General features: G+C 71.4%; 20 protein-coding genes, 1 tRNA gene and 1 riboswitch. Of the genes, 6 read left to right on the top strand and 15 right to left on the bottom strand.

All coding sequences use genetic code 11. From position 1 onward, the window contains the following. Nucleotides 1-45 precede the first annotated feature (45 nt). Complete coding sequence (locus ACZ7EC_RS31885; RefSeq protein WP_397985602.1) at nt 46-1437, bottom strand: cystathionine beta-synthase; 1392 nt, start codon at nt 1435-1437, stop codon at nt 46-48. A 158-nt stretch (nt 1438-1595) separates the two neighbouring features. Here ACZ7EC_RS31885 and ACZ7EC_RS31890 point away from each other — a divergent pair, with 158 nt between their 5' ends. The 3 genes from ACZ7EC_RS31890 (at nt 1596) to ACZ7EC_RS31900 (ending at nt 5129) form a co-directional block, all read left to right on the top strand. Further along, the gene (locus ACZ7EC_RS31890) at nt 1596-2615 is read left to right on the top strand and encodes an SGNH/GDSL hydrolase family protein (protein ID WP_471068387.1); all 1020 of its coding nucleotides are present in this window, start codon (nt 1596-1598) and stop codon (nt 2613-2615) included. 207 nt (nt 2616-2822) lie between these two features. Next, on the top strand, nt 2823-4043 hold the full coding sequence (locus tag ACZ7EC_RS31895; RefSeq protein WP_471068390.1) for an acetyl-CoA C-acetyltransferase: 1221 nt from the start codon (nt 2823-2825) through the stop codon (nt 4041-4043). Between the two features lie 309 nt (nt 4044-4352). Next, nucleotides 4353-5129 (top strand): hypothetical protein, encoded by a 777-nt coding sequence (locus ACZ7EC_RS31900; RefSeq protein ID WP_471068392.1) that lies wholly within the window; start codon nt 4353-4355, stop codon nt 5127-5129. 63 nt (nt 5130-5192) lie between these two features. On the opposite strand, the gene ACZ7EC_RS31905 is transcribed toward ACZ7EC_RS31900, so the two are convergent. Continuing rightward, nucleotides 5193-5504 carry a hypothetical protein gene (locus tag ACZ7EC_RS31905; protein WP_471068395.1) on the bottom strand — a complete coding sequence of 104 codons (312 nt, stop codon included), beginning with the start codon at nt 5502-5504 and terminating at the stop codon, nt 5193-5195. 99 nt (nt 5505-5603) lie between these two features. On the opposite strand from ACZ7EC_RS31905, the gene ACZ7EC_RS31910 reads away from it, so the two are divergent. Next, nucleotides 5604-5834, top strand: a complete 231-nt coding sequence (locus ACZ7EC_RS31910; protein ID WP_397985597.1) for a DUF4287 domain-containing protein — start codon at nt 5604-5606, stop codon at nt 5832-5834. Nucleotides 5835-5935: 101 nt separating this feature from the next. Here the strand turns inward: ACZ7EC_RS31910 and ACZ7EC_RS31915 are convergent, their stop codons facing one another. Both ACZ7EC_RS31915 and ACZ7EC_RS31920 read right to left on the bottom strand, forming a co-directional pair. Continuing rightward, nucleotides 5936-6817 (bottom strand): Bax inhibitor-1/YccA family protein, encoded by an 882-nt coding sequence (locus ACZ7EC_RS31915; RefSeq protein ID WP_471068398.1) that lies wholly within the window; start codon nt 6815-6817, stop codon nt 5936-5938. A 508-nt stretch (nt 6818-7325) separates the two neighbouring features. Beyond that, a tRNA-Leu gene (locus tag ACZ7EC_RS31920) sits at nt 7326-7412 on the bottom strand. A 397-nt stretch (nt 7413-7809) separates the two neighbouring features. Here ACZ7EC_RS31920 and ACZ7EC_RS31925 point away from each other — a divergent pair. Next, nucleotides 7810-8580 carry an ABC transporter ATP-binding protein gene (locus ACZ7EC_RS31925; RefSeq protein WP_471068401.1) on the top strand — a complete coding sequence of 257 codons (771 nt, stop codon included), beginning with the start codon at nt 7810-7812 and terminating at the stop codon, nt 8578-8580. Beyond that, entirely contained in the window at nt 8580-11105 is a 2526-nt protein-coding gene (locus ACZ7EC_RS31930; RefSeq protein ID WP_471068404.1) for an ABC transporter permease, read from the top strand. Before ACZ7EC_RS31925 ends, ACZ7EC_RS31930 begins: the two co-directional genes overlap by 1 nt. A gap of 72 nt (nt 11106-11177) precedes the next feature. Here ACZ7EC_RS31930 and ACZ7EC_RS31935 read toward each other — a convergent pair whose 3' ends face one another. The 11 genes from ACZ7EC_RS31935 to ACZ7EC_RS31985 form a co-directional block, all read right to left on the bottom strand. Further along, nucleotides 11178-12476, bottom strand: coding sequence for a class I SAM-dependent methyltransferase (locus tag ACZ7EC_RS31935; protein ID WP_471068407.1), 1299 nt, complete (start codon nt 12474-12476; stop codon nt 11178-11180). A 209-nt stretch (nt 12477-12685) separates the two neighbouring features. After that, nucleotides 12686-14059 (bottom strand): NAD(P)/FAD-dependent oxidoreductase, encoded by a 1374-nt coding sequence (locus ACZ7EC_RS31940; protein ID WP_397985589.1) that lies wholly within the window; start codon nt 14057-14059, stop codon nt 12686-12688. A 444-nt stretch (nt 14060-14503) separates the two neighbouring features. After that, entirely contained in the window at nt 14504-15445 is a 942-nt protein-coding gene (locus ACZ7EC_RS31945; protein ID WP_471068410.1) for a Ppx/GppA phosphatase family protein, read from the bottom strand. Next, nucleotides 15442-15981 carry a DUF501 domain-containing protein gene (locus tag ACZ7EC_RS31950; RefSeq protein WP_397985585.1) on the bottom strand — a complete coding sequence of 180 codons (540 nt, stop codon included), beginning with the start codon at nt 15979-15981 and terminating at the stop codon, nt 15442-15444. Before ACZ7EC_RS31950 ends, ACZ7EC_RS31945 begins: the two co-directional genes overlap by 4 nt. A 46-nt stretch (nt 15982-16027) precedes the next feature. Further along, nucleotides 16028-16504 carry a septum formation initiator family protein gene (locus tag ACZ7EC_RS31955; protein ID WP_397985584.1) on the bottom strand — a complete coding sequence of 159 codons (477 nt, stop codon included), beginning with the start codon at nt 16502-16504 and terminating at the stop codon, nt 16028-16030. A gap of 155 nt (nt 16505-16659) precedes the next feature. Next, complete coding sequence (gene eno / locus ACZ7EC_RS31960; protein ID WP_471068414.1) at nt 16660-17940, bottom strand: phosphopyruvate hydratase; 1281 nt, start codon at nt 17938-17940, stop codon at nt 16660-16662. A gap of 594 nt (nt 17941-18534) precedes the next feature. Further along, the gene (locus ACZ7EC_RS31965) at nt 18535-19251 is read right to left on the bottom strand and encodes a transglycosylase family protein (protein WP_471068417.1); all 717 of its coding nucleotides are present in this window, start codon (nt 19249-19251) and stop codon (nt 18535-18537) included. Nucleotides 19252-19255: 4 nt separating this feature from the next. Beyond that, a riboswitch (cyclic di-AMP (ydaO/yuaA leader) is annotated at nt 19256-19425 on the bottom strand. 176 nt (nt 19426-19601) lie between these two features. Further along, a complete protein-coding gene (locus ACZ7EC_RS31970; RefSeq protein ID WP_471068420.1) occupies nt 19602-20708 on the bottom strand; it encodes a transglycosylase family protein in 1107 nt (368 codons plus the stop codon). Between the two features lie 213 nt (nt 20709-20921). Then, nucleotides 20922-22205, bottom strand: coding sequence for a cytochrome P450 family protein (locus ACZ7EC_RS31975; RefSeq protein WP_471068423.1), 1284 nt, complete (start codon nt 22203-22205; stop codon nt 20922-20924). Next, nucleotides 22202-23188 carry a nucleoside triphosphate pyrophosphohydrolase gene (locus ACZ7EC_RS31980; RefSeq protein ID WP_471068426.1) on the bottom strand — a complete coding sequence of 329 codons (987 nt, stop codon included), beginning with the start codon at nt 23186-23188 and terminating at the stop codon, nt 22202-22204. The genes ACZ7EC_RS31975 and ACZ7EC_RS31980 overlap by 4 nt, the downstream gene beginning before the upstream one ends. A 110-nt stretch (nt 23189-23298) precedes the next feature. After that, nucleotides 23299-23952 (bottom strand): SurA N-terminal domain-containing protein, encoded by a 654-nt coding sequence (locus tag ACZ7EC_RS31985; RefSeq protein WP_471068428.1) that lies wholly within the window; start codon nt 23950-23952, stop codon nt 23299-23301. Nucleotides 23953-24329: the final 377 nt, after the last annotated feature.

Raw genomic sequence — 24329 nt, forward strand, 5'->3', positions numbered from 1 at the left:
AAAGCGGGCCCCCTCCCGTTCGGGAAGGGGCCCGTGTCGGTCGTACTACTTGTTGCCGCCCTTGGCCAGGAACGCCAGCAGGTCCTGGCGGCTGACGACGCCCTTCGGCTTGCCCTCGACGAGGACGATCGCCGCGTCCGCCGCACCCAGCACCTGCATCAGGTCGCCGACCGGCTCGCCGGAGCCGACCTGGGGCAGCGGGGCGGACATGTGCTTCTCCAGCGGGTCCTCCAGGGAGGCGCGCTGGGAGAACAGGGCGTCCAGCAGCTCGCGCTCCACGACCGAGCCGACGACCTCCGCGGCCATCACGTCCGGGTGACCGGCGCCCGGCTTGACGACGGGCATCTGCGAGACGCCGTACTCGCGCAGCACCTCGATGGCCTGGCCGACGGTCTCCTCCGGGTGCATGTGCACGAGGGACGGGATCGTGGCGCCGGACTTGTCGTTCAGGACGTCGGCGACGCGGGCGCTCGGGCCCTCGTCCTCCAGGAAGCCGTAGTCCGCCATCCACTCGTCGTTGAAGATCTTCGAGAGGTATCCGCGGCCGCTGTCCGGGAGCAGGACCACGACCACGTCGTCCGGGCCGAGCCGCTCGGCAACGCGCAGCGCGGCGACCACGGCCATGCCGCAGGAGCCGCCCACCAGCAGGCCCTCCTCCTTGGCGAGGCGGCGGGTCATCTGGAAGGCGTCCTTGTCGGACACGGCCACGATCTCGTCGGCGACGGTGCGGTCGTAGGCGGTCGGCCAGAAGTCCTCACCGACGCCCTCGATCAGGTACGGCCGGCCGGAGCCGCCCGAGTAGACGGAGCCCTCGGGGTCGGCGCCGATGACCTTGACCTTGCCGTCGCTGGCGTCCTTCAGGTAGCGGCCGGTGCCGGAGATGGTGCCGCCGGTGCCGACGCCCGCCACGAAGTGGGTGATCTTCCCCTCGGTCTGGTCCCACAGCTCCGGGCCGGTGGAGTGGTAGTGCGACAGCGGGTTGTTCGGGTTGGAGTACTGGTCGGGCTTCCAGGCGCCGGGGGTCTCGCGCACCAGGCGGTCGGAGACGTTGTAGTACGAGTCCGGGTGCTCGGGGTCCACGGCGGTCGGGCAGACGACGACCTCGGCGCCGTAGGCACGCAGTACGTTGATCTTGTCGGTGCTCACCTTGTCGGGGCACACGAAGATGCACTTGTAGCCCTTCTGCTGGGCCACGATCGCCAGACCCACACCGGTGTTTCCGCTGGTGGGCTCCACGATGGTGCCGCCGGGCTTCAGCTCCCCGCTCTCCTCGGCGGCCTCGATCATGCGCAGGGCGATGCGGTCCTTCACGGAACCGCCCGGATTGAAGTACTCCACCTTGGCCAGGACGGTCGCCTGGATGCCCTTGGTCACGTTGTTGAGCTTCACCAGCGGGGTGTCGCCGACGAGGCTGATCATCGAGTCGTGGAATCGCACCGTTGTCTCCGGTCGCTGCAAAAAAGTGGTCGTAGTGGTGCCGTCAGCCTACGGCCCCCGGCCCGCCTCGGGCGGTCGTTCACTCCCCGTCGAGATTGGCGCACGCCCTGTACGGGGCAAGGAGTGGGTGTACGGCTACGAGGAGGTGGCGGCCACGCATGACGAACATGTCGAGGGCGCGGGTGGCCCGGCGCATCGCGGCCGGGGCGGCGTACGGCGGGGGCGGGGCCGGGCTGATCGGGGCGGCCGCGGTCGGCCTGCTGCTCGCCGAGGTACGGCTGGCCCGCCGCCATGTGGGCAACGGCACCGGCGAGCGGGTACCGGGCGCGGAGGGGATGTACGGCCGGGTGTACGACGTGCCCGGCGAGCCGCCGCTGCGGCTGGTGATGCTCGGCGACTCCACGGCCGCGGGGCAGGGGGTGCACCGGTCCGGGCAGACTCCCGGCGCGCTGCTGGCCTCCGGGCTCGCGGCGGTCGCGGAACGCCCGGTGGAGCTGCGCAACGTGGCGCTGCCGGGGGCGCAGTCCGACGATCTGGACCGGCAGGTCGCGCTGGTGCTGTCCGGCGGACGGCCCGCCCCGGACATCTGCGTGATCATGGTCGGCGCGAACGACGTGACGCACCGGATGCCGCCGACGCGTTCGGTACGGCATCTGTCGGCGGCGGTGCGCAGACTGCGCACGGCCGGCGCGGAGGTGGTCGTCGGCACCTGTCCCGACCTGGGCACCATCGAGCCGGTGCAGCAGCCGCTGCGCTGGCTGGCGCGGCGGGCGTCGCGGCAGCTCGCGGCGGCGCAGACGATCGGGGTGGTGGAGCAGGGCGGGCGCACGGTCTCGCTGGGCGATCTGCTGGGCCCTGAGTTCGCGGCCAATCCCCGCGAGCTGTTCGGCCCGGACAACTACCACCCCTCGGCCGAGGGCTACGCGACGGCGGCGATGGCCGTGCTGCCCACGGTGTGCGCGGCGCTGGGCCTGTGGCCGGCGGAGGAGGACCGGCCGGACCTGACCCGGCGCGAGGGCTTCCTGCCGGTGGCCCGCGCGGCGGCCGAGGCGGCGGCGGAGGCCGGTACGGAAGTCACGGCCGCGATGCCGACGGGACCGCGCGGCCCCTGGGCGCTGCTCAAGCGACGCCACCGCCGCCGCGTCCCGGAGGCCGAGCCTGCGGCACGGTCCACCTGACGGCGCCGATCGGGTGGGTGACCGGTACCTGTGACGGCGCTCGCCCGGCCCGGCGACGGCCCCCACCCGGCCCGCGGCCCCACGCAGGCCAAAGCAAGCGCTTAGAAACTGCGGTCAGCGTCACACCCCGACACCGATGACCTGTCAACTACGGCCGGGTAACTTCCAGACCGGCCCTGCAACAAAACCCGTTCACCTGGAGCCCCGATGCCCGAAGCCGTGATCGTCTCGACCGCCCGCTCCCCCATCGGCCGCGCCGGCAAGGGTTCGCTCAAGGATCTGCGCCCCGACGACCTCACCGCCACGATCATCCAGGCCGCGCTCGCCAAGATCCCCGAGCTGGACCCGAAGGACATCGACGACCTGATGCTCGGCTGCGGTCTGCCCGGCGGCGAGCAGGGCAACAACCTCGGCCGGATCGTCGCCGTACAGATGGGCATGGACCACCTGCCCGGCTGCACCATCACCCGCTACTGCTCCTCGTCCCTCCAGACCTCCCGGATGGCCCTGCACGCCATCAAGGCGGGCGAGGGCGACGTCTTCATCTCGGCCGGTGTGGAGACCGTCTCCCGCTTCGCCAAGGGCAGCTCCGACAGCCTCCCGGACACCCGCAACCCGTTCTTCGCCGAGGCCGAGGCCCGCACCGCGGCGGTCGCGCAGCAGGAGGGCACCACCTGGCACGACCCGCGCGAGGACGGCCTGGTGCCGGACGCGTACATCGCGATGGGCCAGACCGCCGAGAACCTGGCCCGCTGGAAGGGCATCACCCGCCAGGAGATGGACGAGTTCGGCGTCCGCTCGCAGAACCTCGCCGAGGAGGCCATCAAGGCCGGCTTCTGGGAGCGCGAGATCACCCCGGTCACGCTGCCCGACGGCACCGTCGTCGGCAAGGACGACGGCCCGCGCGCCGGCGTCACCATGGAGGGCGTCTCGGGCCTGAAGCCGGTCTTCCGCCCCGACGGCCTGGTCACCGCCGGCAACTGCTGCCCGCTCAACGACGGCGCCGCGGCCCTCGTCATCATGAGCGACACCAAGGCCCGCGAGCTGGGCCTGACCCCGCTCGCCCGCATCGTCTCCACCGGCGTCTCCGCCCTCTCTCCCGAGATCATGGGCCTCGGCCCGGTCGAGGCGAGCCGGCAGGCGCTGCGCCGGGCCGGTCTGACCACCGACGACATCGACCTGGTCGAGATCAACGAGGCCTTCGCCGCCCAGGTCATCCCCTCCTACCGCGAGCTGGGCTTCGACCTCGACAAGGTGAACGTCAACGGCGGCGCGATCGCCGTCGGCCACCCCTTCGGCATGACCGGCGCCCGGATCACCGGCACGCTGATCAACTCCCTTCAGTGGCACGACAAGCAGTTCGGCCTGGAGACGATGTGCGTCGGCGGCGGCCAGGGCATGGCGATGGTCATCGAGCGCCTCAGCTGACCCGGCCCGCCCGCACCGACCGGCGCCAACGGTCCGTAGCGGACCGGGCACTTCACGTCAGGGATCGGCCCAGAACCCGCGAAACCACCGGGTTCTGGGCCTTTCTGTGATCCAATCTCCCCCAGGATGTGACCTATCTCCCCGTCCCGGACATCGGCGCAGGTCAGCACCGGACGGCATGCCGTCCGGCGGGTCCACGGAGCCAGAGAACTGTCCGTTTCGTGACGTTACGCACTGACAGTTGGGTAGTCCGCCCTTCAAGCTGATGTAGGAAGTCGGGGGTCGACTTTTGAACCTGGGAGTACGTCAGTGAGCGCCATGCCGATCGCCCTGCTGCTCACCACGGCCGCCACGGGCGCCGTGGGCGTCGCCGTCCTGCGCACCGTGCTGAAGCTGCGCCGCCAGCTCACGGAGCTCCAGGCACAGCTCGCGGAGAACCAGTCCGCGGCGACGCACGCGCTGCTGCCGCACGCCCGTACCCACTCGGACACCGAGCGGATACGCGCGGCCGTGGCCGAGGCGCTCGCGGAGGAGCGGGAGCGGGAACTCGCGGAAGCGCGCGCCTTCTGGGCCGCGCAGGAGGCGCGGGACGCCTCCGACGCCCCCTCGGTGCTCGGCCTGTCCGACCACGAGCCGTTCCTGCCGCGGCCGTCCGACTTCGCGGGCCTGGAGTCGGTGGCGGAGACCGCCGACGCCGACGAGTTCGCCGGCGAGTCCCCGGAGCTGGCCGCGGCCCGCCGCCGGCACCCCTCCCACCCGGACTTCGTCCCGGCCCAGTCGGCCGCGGGCGACCACGAGCGCACGGCCGGCACGCTGGAGCACCTGGCCGACGAGCGCGTGGAGCTGTCCGACGTACGCCCCGGCCCGCTCGGCACCCTCGATGTCTATGTCTTCGCCGACGGCACCACGCTGTGCATGACGCCGGGTCACCGGGAGACGGCCGAGCGCCTCGCGCGGGCCGTGGAGGCGGGCGAAGCCCCCTATCTGCTGGGCGGTTCGGGCGTCTCCGGCGCCTACACGCTCACCTTCGCGTGCGGCGGGGAGATGGTCTACATCCTCGCGGACCGCGTCATCGCGTCCCTGTAGCGCGAAGGCGCCGACTGCGCGCGGCGCCTGACTTCCCGTCCTTTTCCCGACCTGGCGGCGCGCTCAGACCCCCGCCCGCGCCCGTGCCTCCTCGACCAGCCGCACGGCCTCCCCGACCTCGTCGTCGCTCTCCAGCACCAGCGCCAAGTCGTGCGCGGCCACCAGGATCTGGTCCGCCACCGCGAACATCCCCGCGTCCGGCATCTCCCGCGGCTCGGCGCCCGGCTCCTCCACCGCCTGCGCCCGCCGGGACAACTCGCGGGCCAGCGCCAGCGCCTCGGCGGCGGCGCTGCGCTGGAGCCTGCTCTGCGGCGCGGCACGCAGCCGGTCGGCGAAGTGATCCACTGCTTGGCTCAGGGGCGTCGTATCAACCACGCGCCGAGCGTAACGCGCCGCACTGTTGCCAAGCGGCGAACCCTCGGGCACGGTGACGTGAAGGACCGGCTTACATCCCCTTTGCGCCCGGAGGTGCCGATGTCCCAAGTCTTCTCCGAGGAGACCCATCGCAATATGCTCGCCCGCATCCCGCACTGCACCGGTCGTGAGGTCGCCGACTGGCTGCGCACCGTCGAGAACGGCCCCGCCCTGTTCCGCTTCGAGGAGAAGGTCAGCTGGCTGAGGCACGAGTACGACCTGGCGTACGGCCACGCCAAGGCCATCGTGCACGAATACGACCTGCGCAGGGCGGCCCGCAAGCTGCTCTGAGCCACCCGCCCCCGGACGGCGAAGGGCCCCGGACGGGGAGTCCGGGGCCCTTGCCTGGACCGCGCGCCGTACGCGCGCTGGTCGCCGTCGGTCGCTGGTCGCTAGTCGTTGTTGGTGAAGATCGCCACCAGGCGCAGCATCTCCAGGTAGATCCACACGAGGGTGACGGTGAGTCCGAACGCGGCGAGCCAGGACTCGTTGCGCGGCGCGCCGTACGCGATGCCGTCCTCGATCTGCTTGAAGTCGAGGGTCAGGAAGAACGCGCCGAGCAGGATCGCGATGATGCCGACGACCGCGCCGAGCGGGCCGAAGCTGCGCAGTCCGCCGTCCTCGGCGACGCCGAACACGACCAGCAGCAGATTGACCAGCATGACGCCGACGAAGGCCATCGCGATGGCGAGGCCGATGCGGGCGTAGCGCGCGGTGACGCGGATCCAGCCCGCCCTGTAGATGAGGAGGGTGGCGCCGGTGACGGCCATGGTGCCGAGCACCGCCTGGAAGGGGGCGCCCTGCCAGCGGCTGTTGTACATCTCGCTGATGACGCCGAGGAAGACGCCCTCGAAGGCCGCGTATCCGAGGATCAGCGCGGGCACCGGGGTGCGCTTGAAGTTCTGGACCATCGCCAGCACGAACGCGATCAGCGCGGAGCCGACGGCCAGGCCGTAGCTCGTGGGCGAGACCGGCAGCAGGGCCCAGGCGAGAACGGCGCCCAGCGCGACGGTACCGAGCGTCATCGCCGAGCGGACGACGACGTCGTCCATGGTCATCCGGCCGGTGCCGGCCGGGGCGCCGTACGCGACGTCCGGCTGTCCGAAGCCGGCGGGGGCGTACGGGTTCTGCGGGGCCTGGGCACCTTGCGCGTACGGGTTCTGCGCGTACGGGTCGGCTCCTACGTACCCGGCCTGCGGTGCGGTGTTGAAGCCGGCGTAGCCGTGGTCGCGGCTGAAGCCCCGTCGCGAGAAGACCGGGTTACTGCTCCTCATCTCACTCCTCCATGGCTGCCTCGCGCAGCCTTGGCTCAAGCGTAATGGATTGGCAAAGGATGGATCATGCTACCTGAGGAGGATCTTTCCCCTGCCGTATTGACGCACACGCTACGCGGAGCGGTACGTCCCGGCCATGGGTGATCGCCTTCCATGACGAACTTGCTACCTGACCGGGCTCGGCTCGCGGCGGCGCGCCGTTCGACCTCCGCCGCGGGGTCGGCCGCCCAGTCCCGCAGCATCCGGGCCGTGCGCAGGCGACCCGCCGGGCACATCAGGGCACCGCGACGGACACCACCCGCGGGCCCCGGAACGGACGTCGGCGACCCGGCGCCCCGGAGTCCGCGGGCGACCGGCCCTTAGCGAGGCGGGCGATCGCGCGCAAGCCGACTCTCGGGCGCGTGCCGCGGCGGGCACCGGCGGGCATCGCGATCTCTTCGCACTCCTGCGCGAGAAACGAAAAACGGCCCCGTAGGGCCGTCTCCGCGATCACGCGGCGTGGAAGGGTTGGTGCCCGGAGCCGGACTTGAACCGGCACGCCCGCGAAGGGGCAGCGAGGTTTAAGCTCGCCGTGTCTGCATTCCACCATCCGGGCAGGCCATGGGCTCCGCTTCGAGGGTTTGAGCCTATCGGGACGCATCCCCCGAACAGCGGAACGGCGGACCGATGTTGTCTTATTTTATTGACGTCTGAGGGTGCATCAGACCACGGAACTGGCCATCCGCACTTGCCAATAGCGTGACGTGACACACGTGCACGCGTATGCGGAATGACGGAATTTCACCGTCTGAAGAAGGGCGCTCCCCCCGTTCTCGGCGCCGGCGCCCCTCCCCCGGCCTCAGGGTCCGGCGTCCTCCCCAGGTATGACGCGGCACCCCGCGGTCCGACCCGAGTCGCCCCCGTGAACCGGAACAGCGGCTGACTCCCCGCCTTCCGGGCGCCGGGAGGATGGAGAGGTCCCCACGACCCACCGTCCCGAGGAGCACCGTCCCGTGACCACCACACCCACCGCAGGCACGGCCACCACCGTGGCCGCCCGCGCCACGGAGCTGTCGAAGATCTACGGGCAGGGTGAGACCCGGGTGGTCGCCCTGGACCGGGTCTCCGTCGACTTCCGGCAGGCCGAGTTCACCGCGATCATGGGTCCCTCGGGCTCCGGCAAGTCCACCCTGATGCACTGCGTGGCCGGCCTCGACACCTTCTCCTCCGGCTCCGTGCGCATCGGCGACACCGAGCTGGGCTCCCTGAAGGACAAGCAGCTCACCAAGTTGCGCCGCGACAAGATCGGCTTCATCTTCCAGGCGTTCAACCTGCTGCCGACCCTGACCGCGCTGGAGAACATCACCCTCCCGATGGACATCGCCGGGCGCAAGCCCGACAAGGCCTGGCTGGACCGGGTCATCTCGATGGTGGGCCTGTCCGGGCGGCTGAGCCACCGGCCGTCCCAGCTCTCCGGCGGCCAGCAGCAGCGCGTCGCCGTCGCCCGCGCCCTCGCCTCCAAGCCGGACATCATCTTCGGCGACGAGCCGACCGGAAACCTCGACTCGCGCTCCGGCGCCGAGGTCCTCGGCTTCCTGCGCAACTCCGTGCGCGAGCTGGGCCAGACCGTGGTGATGGTCACCCACGACCCGGTGGCCGCCGCCTACGCGGACCGGGTGATCTTCCTGGCCGACGGCCGGATCGTGGACGAGCTGTACGGCCCGACCGCCGACTCGGTCCTCGACACGATGAAGCAGTTCGACGCGAAGGGCCGTACCAGCTGATGTTCCGCACCGCCCTGCGCAACGTCCTCGCGCACAAGGCCCGGCTGCTGATGACGGTGCTCGCCGTGATGCTCGGCGTGGCCTTCGTCTCCGGGACGCTCGTCTTCACCAACACCATCTCCGACGCCTACCAGAACAGCTCCGCCAAGGGCTTCGACCAGGTCGACGTCGCCGTCACGGCGAAGTACCAGGACTCCGAGGGCGACAAGGTCGGCCGGACGCCCGACCTGACTCGGGCCGTACTCGACAAGGCCGCCAAGGTGCCCGGCGCCGCCTCCGCCACCGGTGTGGTCGGCGGCTTCACCGCCGTCGCGGACAAGCACGGCAAGCTCGTCGGCGGCGACTGGCAGTCCCGCGGCGGCAACTACTGGGGCACCAAGGACGCCCGGTACCCGCTGACCAGCGGACACGCCCCGCACGGCGCGCACGAGGTACTGCTCGACGCCAAGACCGCCCAGCGGGCCGGCTACAAGGTCGGCGACACCGTGCGGCTCTCGGTCGACGGTCCCGTGCTCACCCCGACCGTCGCGGGCATCTTCACCACCGACGACGGCAACGTGACCGCGGGCGGCAGCCTCGCCCTGTTCGACACGCCGACCGCGCAGCAGCTGTTCCACAAGAAGGGCTACGACGAGATCGACGTCAAGGCGGAGCCGGGCACCACCCAGACCGCACTCAAGGACGCGCTCGACAAGGCACTGCCCACGCACCAGGTGGAGACCACCACCGGCCACAAGCTCGCCGCCGACCAGGCGCGGACCATCGCCGACTCGATGAGCAGCATGAAGGAGGGCCTGCTGGTCTTCGCCGGGATCGCCCTGTTCGTCGGCACGTTCATCATCGCCAACACCTTCAGCATGCTGGTCGCCCAGCGCACCAGGGAGCTGGCCCTGCTGCGGGCGGTCGGCGCCTCCCGCCGCCAGGTCACCCGCTCGGTGCTGATCGAGGCGTTCGTGGTGGGCGCGGTCGCCGGTGTGGCCGGCCTCGCCGCCGGCATCGGCATCGGCGCGGGACTGCGCGCCCTGGTGGGCTCCTTCGGCGCGAGCATGCCCGACGGACCGCTCGTGATCAGTCCGGGGACCGTGGCGTCCGCCCTCGCGGTCGGCATCCTCATCACCATGCTCGCCGCCTGGCTGCCCGGCCGCCGCGCCGCCAAGATCCCGCCGGTGGCGGCCATGAACAGCGTGCACGCGCAGGCGACCACCAAGTCGCTGGTGCTGCGCAACACGATCGGCGCGCTGTTCACGGCGGCCGGTGCCGCGGTGATCGTCGCCGCCACGTCCATGGAGGCCTCCGCCGGCGAGGGCCCGATGGGTCTCGGCGCCGTCCTGCTGATCATCGGCGTGTTCGTGCTGACCCCGCTGCTGTCCCGCCCGCTGATCGCGGCCGCCGCCCCGCTGCTGCGCGCGTTCGGCGTGTCGGGCAAGCTGGCCCGCCAGAACTCGGTGCGCAACCCGCGCCGTACGGCGGCCACCGCCTCCGCGCTGATGATCGGCCTGACCCTGATCACCGGCATGACGGTGATGGCGGGCAGCCTCCAGTCGTCCATCGACAAGATGGCCGCCTCCGCGATCCGCGCCGACTACGTGGTCTCCATGGCGAACGGCTCCGCGCTCTCCCCGGACGTGGCACGCACGATCGCCACCACCGGCGGCGTCACGGCGAGCAGCCCGCTGCGCAACGCCGAGACCCGCATCGACGGCAAGACCGAGTTCGTGACCGGCGTGGACGGCTCGTCCATCGCGAAACTGACGGACCTGAAGATGGACCGGGGCAGCTTCGCGGTCGGCGGTGACCGCATCGTCGTGGACAAGGACCAGGCCAAGGAGTACGGCTGGACGCCCGGCTCGCACTTCAGCACCCACTTCGAGGACGGCAAGGCGCACACCTTCACGGTCGCCGGGATCTACGACGGCAACGAGATGATCCACGGCATCATGCTCGACAACAAGGTGCTCACCCCGCATCTGAGCCGGCCCACCGACATGCAGGTCATGGTCAAGACGGCGGACGGCGCCTCGACCGCGACCAAGGACCGGCTGGCGAGCGCCCTGGGTACCAACCCGGCGATCAAGATCCAGGACAAGAAGGACATCTCCGACGGCATCGCCCAGGCCTTCACCATGATGCTGAACATGGTCTACGGCCTGCTCGGCATGGCGGTGATCGTCGCGGTCCTCGGCGTCGTCAACACCCTGGCGATGTCGGTGTTCGAGCGCTCCCAGGAGATCGGCATGCTCCGCGCGATCGGCCTGGACCGCCGGTCGGTCAAGCGGATGGTCCGGCTGGAGTCCCTGGTGATCTCGGTCTTCGGCGGGGTGCTCGGCATCGGTCTCGGCGTGTTCTTCGGCTGGGCGGCCGGTGAGCTGCTCGGCACCAAGATGCCCACGTACGAACTGGTCCTGCCCTGGGGCCGGCTGGTGGTCTTCCTGCTGCTCGCGGGCGTGGTCGGCATCCTGGCCGCCCTGTGGCCGGCCCGCCGCGCGGCCAGGCTGAACATGCTGTCCGCCATCAAGGCCGAGTAGCGGACGGCCGTACGGCACCGGCAGGGGCCCCGTTCCGTCAGCGGAGCGGGGCCCCTCGTCGTACCGCCGGGTTCAGGCCTGCCAGGTGCGGGTGCGCGGCGGCAGTCCGGAGGCGCCCGAGACCGGGGTGCGGACCGCGAGGACCTGGTTGACGCCGATGCGGTTGTGCTCGAAGGCGAGCGCGGAGGCGGCCATGTACAGCTGCCACACCCGCGCCCGGCCGGGGCTGCTCAGCCGGACCGCGCGGTCCCAGTCGGCCTCCAGGTTGGCCACCCACGCGCGCAGGGTCCGGCCGTAGTGCTCGCGCAGCGCCTCCACGTCGCGTACCTCGAACCCGGCGCGCTCCAGCTGGGTGACGGTGGTGCCGATGGGGGCCAGCTCGCCGTCCGGGAAGACGTAGGCGTCGATGAACTCGTCGACGGAGTACGCCGATTCGTCGGTCTGCGGGCGGCGGGCGATCTGGTGGTTGAGCAGCCGTCCGCCGGGCTTCAGCAGGCCGTACAACTGGCGCGCGTACTCCAGGTACCGTTCGGCGCCCACGTGTTCGGCCATGCCGATGGAGGAGATGGCGTCGAAGGGGCCGTCGGAGACGTCCCGGTAGTCCTGGACCCTGATCTCCACCCTGTCGCTCAGGCCCTCGTCCGCGATGCGCTTGCGGGCGTAACCGGCCTGTTCCTGGGAGAGGGTGACGCCGACGACGTGCACGCCGTGCTCACGGGCCGCGTGCAGGGCCATGGAGCCCCAGCCGCAGCCGACGTCCAGCAGCCGCTGACCCTCCCTCAGGCCCAGCTTGCGGCAGACCAGTTCGAGCTTGTCGCGCTGGGCGTCCTCCAGGGTGGCGCCCTCGCCGAAGGACTCCCAGTAGGCGCAGGAGTACACCATCGAGGGGCCGAGGACCAGCTCGTAGAAGTCGTTGCCGACGTCGTAGTGGTGGCTGATGGCCCGTCTGTCGCTGTGCCGGGTGTGCAGATGCCGGGGCCTGCGCACCTCCTCCGCGGGGGGCGCGGGCGGGATGGGCGGCCCGGCGAGCTTCAGCAGCTCGCGGCCCGCGGCCCGTACGGCGGGGTCGCGCAGCGCCTGGAACAGCGTACGGCCGTCCTCGCCGCGCTCCCAGATCAGTCCCGCCATGGCGTCCAGCGCCGTGTACAGGTCCCCTTCGATGGCCAGGTCTCCGGCGACCCAGGCGCGGGCGAGGCCCAACTCCCCCGGTTTGAAGAGGATGCGGCGCAGCGCTCGCCGGTTGCGCACGACGAGGGTGGGGGCGCCCGGAGGCCCGGCCTGCGATCCGTCCCAGGCTCGCAGCCGTACCGGGAGCGGGACCCCCAGTACCTGCTCGGCAAGACTGCTCAGCCGCGACGCGGCGTCGGCCATGACGCACACCTCCAAGACGAGATCCCGGATGCCGGATACCACGTAAACACCGTGGAGCCTTCCACACAGTCCCGCGAAGGAGTTACGACTGGGCAAAATGGTTGCAGTAGCCACCTGGCTGGACCCGCGCCCAAGGCCGCCGGAAACGCCGAAGGACCTCCCGCACCACGGATGGCGGGAGGTCCTTCGGATGGTCAGGCGACCGGCGGTCAGGAAGCCTTGGCCTCGGTCTTCGCGGCGGCGACGGGCGCCGGCTTGGCAGCCTCGTAGAACTCCTCGCGGGGGTTCTCCATGGCGCCCAGCGACACGACCTCGCGCTTGAGGAACATGCCCAGCGTCCAGTCGGCGAAGATGCGGATCTTGCGGTTCCAGGTCGGCATCGCCAGACCGTGGTAGCCGCGGTGCATGTACCAGGCGAGGCGGCCCTTGAGCTTGATCTTGGTCTTGCCCAGGACGATCATCGCCACGCCCTTGTGCAGGCCGAGACCGGCGACCGCGCCCTTGTTGGCGTGCTCGTACTCCTTCTGCGGGAAGCCCCGCATGCCGGAGACCACGTTGTCGCCGAGGACCTTGGCCTGGCGCAGCGCGTGCTGGGCGTTCGGCGGGCACCAGGCGTTCTCGTTGCCAGCCTTGCGGCCGACCAGGTCCGGGACCTGGGCGTTGTCGCCCGCGGCCCAGATGTAGTCGGTGCCCTTGACCTGGAGCGTGGGCTCGCAGTCGACGTGGCCGCGCGGGCCGAGCGGCAGGCCGAAGCGGGACAGGGCCGGGTTCGGCTTGACGCCGGCGGTCCACACGATCGTGTTGGCGTCGACCTCGAGGCCGTTCTTGAGGACCACGTGGCCGTCGACGCAGGAGTCCATGGAGGTGGAGAGGTAGATCTCCACGCCCCGGCTCTCCAGGTGCTCCTTGCCGTACTGGCCGAGCTTGGGGCCGACCTCGGGAAGGATCTTGTCCGCGGCGTCCACGAGGACGAACCGCATGTCCTCGCGGGAGACGTTCTTGTAGTACTTCGCCGCGTCGCGGGCCATGTCCTCGACCTCGCCGATGGTCTCCGCACCCGCGAAGCCGCCGCCGATGAAGACGAAGGTGAGCGCCTTGCGGCGGATCTCCTCGTCGGTCGTGGAGTCGGCCTTGTCCAGCTGCTCCAGGACGTGGTTGCGCAGGCCGATGGACTCCTCGATGCCCTTCATGCCGATGCCCTGTTCGGCGAGGCCGGGGATCGGGAAGGTGCGGGAGACCGCGCCCATGGCGATGACCAGGTAGTCGAACGGCAGCTCGTACGCCTCGCCCACGAGGGGGGCGATGGTGGCGACCTTGCGGTCCTGGTCGATGGTGGTGACCCGACCGGTGAGGATCTCCGCCTTCGGCAGCACGCGTCGCAGCGGGACGACGACGTGGCGAGGGGAGATGCTGCCGGCGGCGGCTTCGGGGAGGAAGGGCTGGTAGGTCATGTACGACCGGGGGTCGACGACCGTGACGGTCGCCTCGCCGTAGCGCATCTTCTTGAGAATGCGCCGAGCTGCGTACAGGCCTACGTACCCACCGCCTACTACGAGGATCCTGGGACGCTCCGTGGTGCTCATGGCATCGAGTATCCACCCGCTCAAGGGGGGTGGCTCGTGCGCCCCTTCACAAGCTTCTGGAGGGGCTGTGCTAAACTCCGCGGCCCGCGTGACGCAGATCATGTCGCGGAGGGGGAACCGCGAGGCGGTTCGTACCGTTGTCAAGGCCGTGTGAGCTGCTGCTCCGAGTCCGCGAGGTGATCGTAGGGACTCCGGGACGGTCCGCGGAACCCCTCCTTCCGGCCATCTTTGCGCGCCTCACCTGAACATGTTCAAACGGGTTTTGACCCCCCGGAAGGGCCAAGTGGCCCTCTCCGGGCGGCGGTCAGGACCCATTTCCTTGTGAAGAACTTCACGAAGGTTTCCACCGGGGTGCGAACGAGGGGCCCCGAAGGGCCCCTCGAAGGCGCTCAAACGTTATCCGACCTGCTCAGGCGGATGCTACCGACTGGTAACAAATGCGGTCTACGCCACCGACCAAGCGATGCCGTCGAGGATGTCGTGTTCGCTGACCGCGACCTCCTCGGCGCCCGTGCGCTCCATGATCGCGAGGAGGATCAGGGAGCCGGCGCCGATGACGTCGACCCGCCCCGGATGCATGGAGGGGATGGCGGCGCGTTCGGCGTGGGTGGAGTGCAGCAGGCGCTCGGTGATCTCGCGGACGCGGGCGTACGGGATCCGGGAGTGGTGGATGCGCGCGGAGTCGTAGTCCGGCAGATCCTGGGCGATGGCAGAGACCGTGGTGACCGAGCCGGCGAGGCCGACCAGGGTGCGCGCCTCGCGCAGCGGCACTGTCCGCTCGGCGAGGTCCAGCGCGGCCTCGACGTCGGCGCGGATCGCGGCGATCTGCTCCCCGGTGGGCGGGTCGGAGACCTCGCCGCCGTGCACCAGGTGCCGCTCGGTCATCCGCACACAGCCGATGTCCACGGAGCGCGCGGCCCGCACCCGGTCGTCGCCGACGACGAACTCGGTGGAGCCGCCGCCGATGTCCACCACCAGATAGGGCCTGGCGAGATCCGTGCGGCCCGCCAGCTCCCTGGTCGCACCGGTGAAGGAGAACTCGGCCTCCTGGTCGCCGCTGATGACCTCCGGCTCCACACCGAGGATGTCCAGCACGCCGCGCACGAAGTCGTCGCGGTTCTCGGCGTCGCGGGACGCGGAGGTGGCGACGAAGCGGAGCCGCTCGGCGCCGTGCTCCTTGATGATCCGGGCGTACTCCCGGCACGCGGCGAAGGTGCGCTCCAGCGCCTCCGGGGCGAGCCTGCCGGTGCGGTCGACGCCCTGGCCGAGCCGCACGATGGTCATCCGGCGGTCCAGGTCGGTCAGTTCACCGGTCGCCGGATCCGCGTCCGCGACCAGCAGCCGGATGGAGTTCGTACCGCAGTCGATCGCCGCGACCCTGGTCACCGCGCCTCCTCCTTCGGGTCCTGCGCGAGCGTCACGCACGCGCCCTTGCGCCACCACTCCGGCAGCATCGCGATCGCCTCGTCGCCGAGCGGGTTGACGCCGGGGCCCGCGGCCAGCGAGTGGCCGACCAGGACGTGCAGGCACTTCACCCGGTCCGGCATGCCGCCCGCGCTCGGGAAGCCCGCCAGCACCTCGATCTCGTCCCGGCGCCGGATGTAGTCCTCGTGCGCGGCCCGGTAGGCGGCGGCCAGCTCCGGGTCGGTCTTCAGGCGCTCGGTCATCTCCTTCATGACGCCGTTCGCCTCCAGCGTGCCGATGGCCGAGGCGGCCTTGGGGCACGTCAGGTAGTACAGCGTCGGGAAGGGGGTGCCGTCGGGCAGGCGCGGCGCCGTCTCCACGACGTCCGGCTGGCCGCACGGGCAGCGGTGCGCGATGGCGCGCAGACCCCGCGGGGGGCGGCCGAGCTGCTGCTTGAAGGCCTCGACGTCCGCGTCGGTGGGCTCGGTGCGCGGGGTGGGCGGCGGAGGGGTTTCCATGACTGCTTTCAGAGTGGCTTTCTGTGGGTCGCCGGCGGGAGGCCGGTCACTGGGCGGAGGCGTCGGACTTGTCGACCCCGTCCCAGATGTTGGTGTACCAGGGCCGGTGGGCGGCCCGGAGATCGGTACGGGACTGCCGGGCCGCGCCCGGATCGACCACCACGTACCCGGTCTCGCCGGGCATCACATAGTGCAGACGTTTGCGGATCTGCTGCTCGGCATAGGCGTCGTCCTGCCAGCGCGCCTTGAGGTCGCGCAGCTGTTCGACGCGTTCGCGGGCCTCGGCCTGCTGCCGCTGGAGGTCGGAGATCTGGGCGCGCTGGGAGACGTACTGCCGCATCGGGTAGGCGAGCGCGACCACCAGCGAGCACAGCACCAGCGCGAGCAGCGCGGCCCGGCCGGTCAGCCGGGAGCGGCGCGCCTGCCGTTTGGTCTGCGAGCGGTAGACGCGGGCCGCGGTCTGCTCGCCGAGCAGCCGCAGCCTGGTCGCGGTGGAGAAACGGTCCCGGTCCCTTGCGGCCATGTCGGCTCTCCGCCTCCCCTTTCACGCCGTTGTCCGGCGGTCGCACACGTGCGTACGTCCCCGGACACGGTACGGGACCGGGTACGGGGACGTACGTACGACTGGCCAAGAGGTGGCCCGAGGGGCGGCCCGGCGGGCGGCCCCGGAGGGTTCGCTCAGCCCTTGAAGCGCGGGAAGGCGCTGCGGCCGGCGTACACCGCGGCGTCGTCGAGGATCTCCTCGATGCGCAGCAGCTGGTTGTACTTGGCGACGCGCTCGGAGCGGGCCGGGGCGCCGGTCTTGATCTGGCCGCAGTTGGTGGCGACGGCCAGGTCGGCGATGGTGACGTCCTCGGTCTCGCCGGAGCGGTGGGACATCATGCACTTGAAGCCGTTGCGCTGGGCCAGCTCGACGGCGTCCAGGGTCTCGGTCAGCGAGCCGATCTGGTTGACCTTGACGAGCAGGGCGTTGGCGGTGCCCTCCTCGATGCCGCGGGCCAGGCGCTCGGGGTTGGTGACGAACAGGTCGTCGCCGACGAGCTGGACCTTGTCGCCGAGCTTGTCGGTGATGATCTTCCAGCCGGCCCAGTCGTCCTCGAACAGCGGGTCCTCGATGGAGACCAGCGGGTAGGCCGCCACCAGCTCCTCGTAGTACTCCGTCATCTCGGCGGCGGAGCGCTCCTTGCCCTCGAAGAGGTACTTGCCGTCCTTGTAGAACTCGGAGGCGGCGACGTCGAGGGCGAGGGCGATCTGCTCGCCGGGCGCGTACCCGGCTTCCTTGATGGCCTCGAGGATCAGGTCCAGGGCCTCGCGGTTGGAGCCGAGGTTCGGGGCGAAGCCGCCCTCGTCACCGAGACCGGTGGCCAGGCCCTGGCGCTTCAGGACCTTCTTGAGGGTGTGGTAGACCTCGGCACCCCAGCGCAGCGCCTCGGAGAAGGACTCGGCGCCGATCGGCGCGATCATGAACTCCTGGATGTCCACGTTGGAGTCGGCGTGCGAGCCGCCGTTCAGGATGTTCATCATCGGCACCGGCAGCAGGTGCGCGTTGGGGCCGCCCAGGTAGCGGAAGAGGGGCAGGTCGGACGCCTCGGAGGCGGCGTGCGCGACGGCCAGGGAGACGCCGAGGATGGCGTTGGCGCCGAGCGAGCCCTTGTTGTCGGTGGCGTCCAGGTCGAACATGGCCTGGTCGATCAGGCGCTGCTCGGTGGCGTCGTAGCCGACCAGCTCCGGGCCGATCTGCTCGATGACGGCGAGGACGGCCTTCTCGACACCCTTGCCCAGGTAGCGGTTGGGGTCACCGTCGCGCAGCTCGATGGCCTCGAAGGCGCCGGTGGAGGCGCCGGACGGAACGGCGGCACGACCGGTGCTGCCGTCGTCGAGGCCGACCTCGACCTCGACCGTGGGGTTGCCTCGGGAGTCCAGGATTTCCCGGGCTACGACGACGTCGATGGACGGCACGAGCATCTCCTTCTTGGATGTGACGCTGGAAGTGCGGGAGGCGGCCGTGCGGCTGCGCCCTTGCGACTAGAGCCTAACCGTCCCGGCGTCGCGGACCACCGACCGACTGCCTGGTGAGCGACGGGGACATGCAGACGGTACCTATTGTTCACTACCGGAACAAAACAGGACCCGGACAGGGTCCGACGGGAGACCGGGAGACCGGGAGAACGCAAGACCCCACCCCGGCGCGAACGGGGGAATCGCGCCGGGGTGGGGGGCTTTGGGGGGACGGGGCCGGGGCCTGGGGGCCACCGGGGGGGGTGGGCCCTGGGGCTCGGAGGCCGCCGGGGGGGTGGGGGCCCGCTGGGGGATGGGGGCCCACCGGGGGGTGGGTGCCCCTGGCCGTTGGGGCGGGTCACCAGGGGCGGGGTTCCTCCGGGCCGCCGGGGGGCGGGCCCTCGGGGGCGCGGCGGCGGGGGTACGACACCGGGGTACGACGTCGGGGGCCGCCCCCTGCGATGGGCCCGTCGCGCTGCGAGGGGCCCGTCGGGCCGGGTGAGCGGAGCCGGGCGAGCCCCGTGCGGGGCTCGCGGCGGCCGTGGCCGGGCCGGGTTACTTCAAGTGGAGCTGCTGACCCGGAAAGATCAGGTCGGCGTTGTCGATGATGTCCTTGTTCAGATCGAACAGCTTCTTCCAGCCGCCGGCCACGTGGTGCGCGGCCGCGATGGAGCTGAGGGTGTCGCCCTTGACCACCTTGTACTCGCCGTCGCCCTTCTTGACCTTCTTGCCGGTCGGGGTGGTGACGGTCTTGCCCGCGGACGAGCCGGTGGAGGTGCTCGTGGACTTGGACGGGGCCGGGGTGGTGCGCTCGGTGGAGCGGGTGGCGGCCTGCTGGTCCGTGGAGCGGGTGGCGGTGCCGGACGACGACGTGGTCGTCGGGGCGGAGCCGTTGTACGGAGTGCCGGTCAGACCCGTGCCGCAGACCGGCCAGGCGCCCTTGCCCTGCGCGGCCAGGACCTTCTCGGCGACGGAGATCTGCTGCGACTTGCTGGCCTTGTCGGCGGTCGGCGCGTAGGCGGTACCGCCGTACGCGGCCCAGGTGGAGGCGGAGAACTGGAGACCGCCGAAGTAACCGTTGCCGGTGTTGATGGCCCAGTTGCCGCCGGACTCGCACTGGGCGACCGTGTCCCACTGGGAGGCGGTGGCGGCGGAGGCGCCGCCGGCCGCCATCAGCGGAGCGGCCACGGCGGCACCGGTGACACCGGCGAGCGTGACGGCGCGGACGGCCTTGGACGGACGGCGGTGCTTGCCCTTGCCGGAAAACAGCATGGAACGATCCCCTCACCGACGCCTGCGAGGTGAGCTGTCGGGTTCGGGCCGGTTGAGTTGCCCGGCCACCCCTCCTCCCGGAGGTGTGGCTTCACCCCAAGCCGGTCCGGCATCAACTGCCGGGCCCGGCGCCTACCTTGGGTCCCCCGCTCCTGCCTGCGGCGCTTGACGCGACGACTGTTCCCGGAAGCCGCTGGCAGGATTCGGCGTTGCGGCCGCCGGGGCTCGTGGTGACGAGCGGCCTTGACCGTAGCCAGGTGATCCGCGGAATTTCAAAGACGATCAGGGCTTCTGAGACTCATCCCACACTTTCGCCAAACCGGACATTTAGCGATCAAGTGGGGCGTCAACTAGCCCTGGTCCGCGCCCGTTTCGTCACCGACTTTCAGGGTCTGACCGGCGGTGATGTGATTCGGGTCGGCGCCCACGACCTTCTTGTTCGCGGCGTAGAGCGCGTGCCATCCGCCGTCCACGTCAAGGGAGTCGGCGATGGCACTCAGCGAGTCGCCCTGGCGGACGGTGTAGCTGTCCGGCTCGTGGGTCGCGTGCCGGCCGGAGGCAGAGTCGTTCTGTCCGTTTGCCGCGCTTTCGTCCGCGCTGCCGCCGCGGTGGCGCCCGCCGCCGAGGGCTCCGGTGTCGACCAGATTCCAAGTGCCCGCGGCCTGCTCGGGGTTGGCCGGGGTGCCGGTGGAGGGCGTGGGCGTTCCGGAGCCGTGGGCCGGCGCGGACGGCGGGGTGGAGGCGGAGGGGGCCGAGGAGGTCGAACCGGAGGGGCCGGACGGGTCCGGGGCGGGGGTGCCGGTGCCGGTGCCGGTGCGCTTGCCCGGCTGCGGGCTCGTGTGCTTGCCGGTCTGCTTGCCGGAGCCGGAGCCCGAGGCGTGGCTCGGTGAAGAGGAGGGGCTGGACGAGTCGGTGGACGCCTTGCCGGAACCGGTGCCGGTTCCGGTGCCGTCCTGGTCGCCGCTCGGCGTACCGGCCGGGGAAGAGGGGTCGGGCAGGCCGGAGGGGTCGGTCGTGCCGCCGGTCTGGCCGCTGCCGCTGTCACCGTCGCCGACGCCCGGATCGACGTTCACCGAACCGGAGTTCGAGGTCAGCCCGGACAGCAGGGCGCAGGTGGCCCAGGGCGCGGTGCCCTTGTCCTTGAGGATCTTCTCGGCCACGGCGATCTGCTGCGAGCGGCTGGCCTGGTCGGCCGAGGAGGCGTACTGCGTCCCGCCGTACGCGACCCAGTCGTCCTGGGATATCTGGAGGCCGCCGTAGTACCCGTTGCCGGGGTCGGCGCTCCAGGCGCCGCCGCTCTCGCAGTTGGCGACCTTGTCCCAGGTGGTGCCGTCGGCCGCGTGGGCGCCGGTGGCGCCGAGCAGCGGGATGGCGATGGCGGAGCCGGTCACGCCGGCCGCGACGAGGAGGGCCGGGGCCTGACGGGGGCGGCGGTGACGACCGTTCCCGGAGATCATGCGGGAGCCTTTCGAGCGACGGCGGGGACCGGCGCGGCGGATGATGCGGGCCCGCCGCGCTGAGGGGTGAAGGTATCGGCACACGATCACTTGTCACAAGTTCATGCCGCAGAGATCACGCGAAGATCACAGAGGTGAACGTCGGCCCCTCCGCTGCGTCACCTTCCGGCTCACCCGTCGGGCACGGCGGCGCCTCGGCTGAGCGGGCCCGGACTACCGGGTGGGCGGGGTGAACTCCACCGGCAGGGTGCGCAGTCCCCGCATGATGAGCCCGCCGCGCCAGCGCAGCTCGGCCGGGTCGGCGGCGAGCCGCAGGTCGGGCAGCCGGGTCAGCAGCGTGGCCAGCGCCTTCTGCCCTTCCAGGCGGGCGAGCGGGGCGCCCAGGCAGTAGTGGATGCCGTGGCCGTACCCGAGGTGCTGGTTGTCGCGGCGGCCGAGGTCGAGCGTGTCCGGGTCCTCGAACCGCTCCGGGTCCCGGTCGGCGGCGGCCAGGACGACGAGCACCGGGTCGCCGGGCGCGATCCGCTGTCCACCGATGGTGAGCGGCTCGGTGGCGAACCGCCAGGTGGCCAGCTCCACCGGGCCGTCGTAGCGCAGCAGTTCCTCCACCCCGGTGGCCAGCAGCTCGTCGTCGCCGCGGGCCAGGGCCGCCTGGAGGCGGTGGCGCTGCTCGGGGTGGGTGAGCAGGGCGTAGGTGCCGTTGCCGATGAGGTTGACGGTGGTCTCGAAGCCGGCGAACAGGAGGATGAAGGCCATCGCCGCGGCCTCGTTCTCGGTGAGGTGCTCGCCGTGGTCGGAGGCGCGGATGAGACCGGAGATCAGGTCTTCGCCGGGGGCGGGCTCGGCGGGCAGTGCCTCGCGCTTCTTGTGGATCAGCTCGGCGAGGTAGCCGCGCATCTTCTTCACCGACCGGGCGACGCCGCCGCGGGGGCCTCCCCCGTGCCGGATCATCATGCCGGCCCAGTCCCGGAAGTCGTCCTGGTCCTCGCGCGGGACGCCGAGCAGGTCGCAGATGGCGTAGATGGGGAGCGGGAAGGCGAACTCGTGGATGAGGTCGGCACAACCGCGCTCGGCGAACCGGTCGATGAGCTGGTCGGTCAGCTCCTGCACCCGGTCCGCGAACTCGGCGACCCGGCGGGGGGTGAACGCCTTGCTGACCAGTCGGCGCAGCCGGGTGTGGTCCGGCGGGTCGATGTTCAGCAGATGCGTCATCAGCTCGGCCTTGCGCTCGCCCGGAATGCCGGTCTTGCCCTTGGCGTGCTCGGGCTCGTCGTGATGCGCCGGGTTCTTGCTCAGCCGCTGGTCGGCCAGTGCCTGCCGGGCGTCCGCGTACCGGGTGACCAGCCACGCCTCCACCCCGCTGGGCAACCGCGTCCGCCGCACGGGCGCGTGCTCGCGCAGCCATGCGTACGCCGGGTAGGGGTCGGCCGCGAACTCCCAGGTGAACAGCTCGGGAGCGGCGGGCGCGGGGTCGTCGGGGCGAAGCTGGTCGGTCACTCCTCGACCGTATCCGGCAGCCCCTCCGCCCTGCGTATCGCGTCCCGGTACGTCCGGGCCGCGGCGCGCAGGGCGGTTTCCGGGTCCGTGCCGGCGGCTTCGGCGCGGGCGGCGAGAGCGAGCAGGGCGTAGCCGACGTCGTCGCCCTGGGGCAGGGGGACGTCGAGGCCGGCGGTGCGGGCGCGGGAGGCGAGCTTGGCGGCGAGGGCGAGGCCGGGCTGGCCGAGGGGGATGCCCTCGGTGACGGAGGTGCGGCGCTTCTCCTCGGCCTTGGTGCGCAGCCACTGCTCCCTGACCGCCTCCGGGGTCTCCGCCGTCGCGTCGCCGAAGACGTGGGGGTGGCGGTGGATGAGCTTGGCGACGATGCCGCCGGCCACGTCGTCGATGGAGAACGGGGTCTCCGGGTGCTCCTCGGCGATCCGGGAGTGGAAGACGACCTGGAGGAGGACGTCGCCCAGCTCCTCGCGCAGCTCCTCGCGGTCGCCGGCCTCGATCGCCTCGACCAGTTCGTACGCCTCCTCGATGCCGTACTTGGCGAGGCCCTCGTGGGTCTGCCGGGAGGACCAGGGGCACTCGACGCGGATGCGGTCCATGACCTGGACGAGGTCCAGCAGGCGGGCGCCGGGCAGGTCGTACGAGGCGGGCAGCAGCTCCAGCTCGGGCATGGCGACCCGGCCGGAGCCGGCCAGCCGGGCCAGGCCGTCGGTGAGGGCGGGCTCCCCCTCACCCGTCGCCACGACCACCACCGTGCGCCCGCCGGCGCAGGCGTCGACCAGCTCCTGCGCCGTGGGCGCCGCCTCGGACACCGCTATGCCCGCCTCCCGCAGATACGGCAGCTGCGGATGGGCGCCGTCCGCGCACAGCACGGCGTCGGCGGCGCGCAGCGCCTGCCAGGCGGGCCAGGACAGCAGGCCGGGGGCGACGCGGTGACTGGTGGTGAGGAGGACGATGCGGCCGGGGCCGGCGGGGCTGGATGCGTTCACGCTCCGAAAGTAACCCACCGCCCCGACAAGCGGTTCCGGTTGTCCACAGGGGCGAGGGAGTCGTGTGATCGTATGCCTGCCAGGCCGACGATCCCCGCCGGTCGCACCGCCTACGCCGTCACCGGCGTGCCGCCCGACGCCGACGTGACCTCCCGCACCCACGGCGTCTTCGCGTCCGCCCGGCTGCTCTTTTGCACGTCCCAGGTGCCGTAGCGCGGGTTGACGTCGATGTGGAGCTCCCCGGACGCCTTGGCGAGGGCCTTCCAGAAGGCGGGCTGGCTGGTGTCGGTACCGAGCCGGGCCGCGAGCTTCTGCGCCTCCAGCTGGAGGCGGAGGTTCTCGTCCAGGTGCGCGGGGGCGATGCCGTACTTCTGGAGCCAGGCGGTCTGGAGGCCCTTGGAACCGCCCGCCTGCTGCTCCAGGCCGGCCCGCAGCTGCTGGACCTCCCTGGGCGTGACCGAGACCCCGGCGTCCCGCGCGGCGCGGTGGATCACCCGGTCCAGGACCATGCTGTGCAGGGTGTCGCGGGTGAGGCCGCTGGTCTGGGCGAGCACCTGCTGGTACTGGCCCTGGTCGGGCACCGCGGCCCGCTGGGCGGCGCGGACCTCGTCGACCCGGTTCTCCAGCTGCGCGACGGTGATCCGCTGCCCGCCGACGACGGCCGCCGCACCCGGATGCGCGTCGTTTCCGCAGGCGGTCAGCAGGGGGGCCGCGGCGGCGATCGCGGCGGTGAGGAGGAGCGCGGTGCGACGGCGGCGGTGCAAGGAGACCTCCAGGGGAAGCGTGCAGGACAGGTGCGGCGCGCCAGCGCCTCCGCCAGGAGTGGTGGCCGGGCGACGGGCGGGCGCACAAAGTCTTGCGGTGATCGATGGTAGGCAGTGGCACTGCTGCGGCCAACCCATTCGACCAACGATTCACCGCCGCTTCGGGCACCGGCGCGCCCCCGTTGTCGTACAGCGCGTACCAGAGCTTGCCCGGCAGATCCGTCCTGTCGGGGGCGGGTCCGGACAGCCGTAGGCCGCCGGAGGGCTCTAGGGTCTTTCGTTTGGATCAGGCCGGATCAGGGAGCGGGGTCTGGTGCCGTGCATCGCAAGGCGGAGGAGGGCGACATGGCGGAGCCATGGCAACCGACGACAACGCC

The sequence above is a fragment of the Streptomyces sp. NPDC037203 genome (assembly GCF_055605065.1).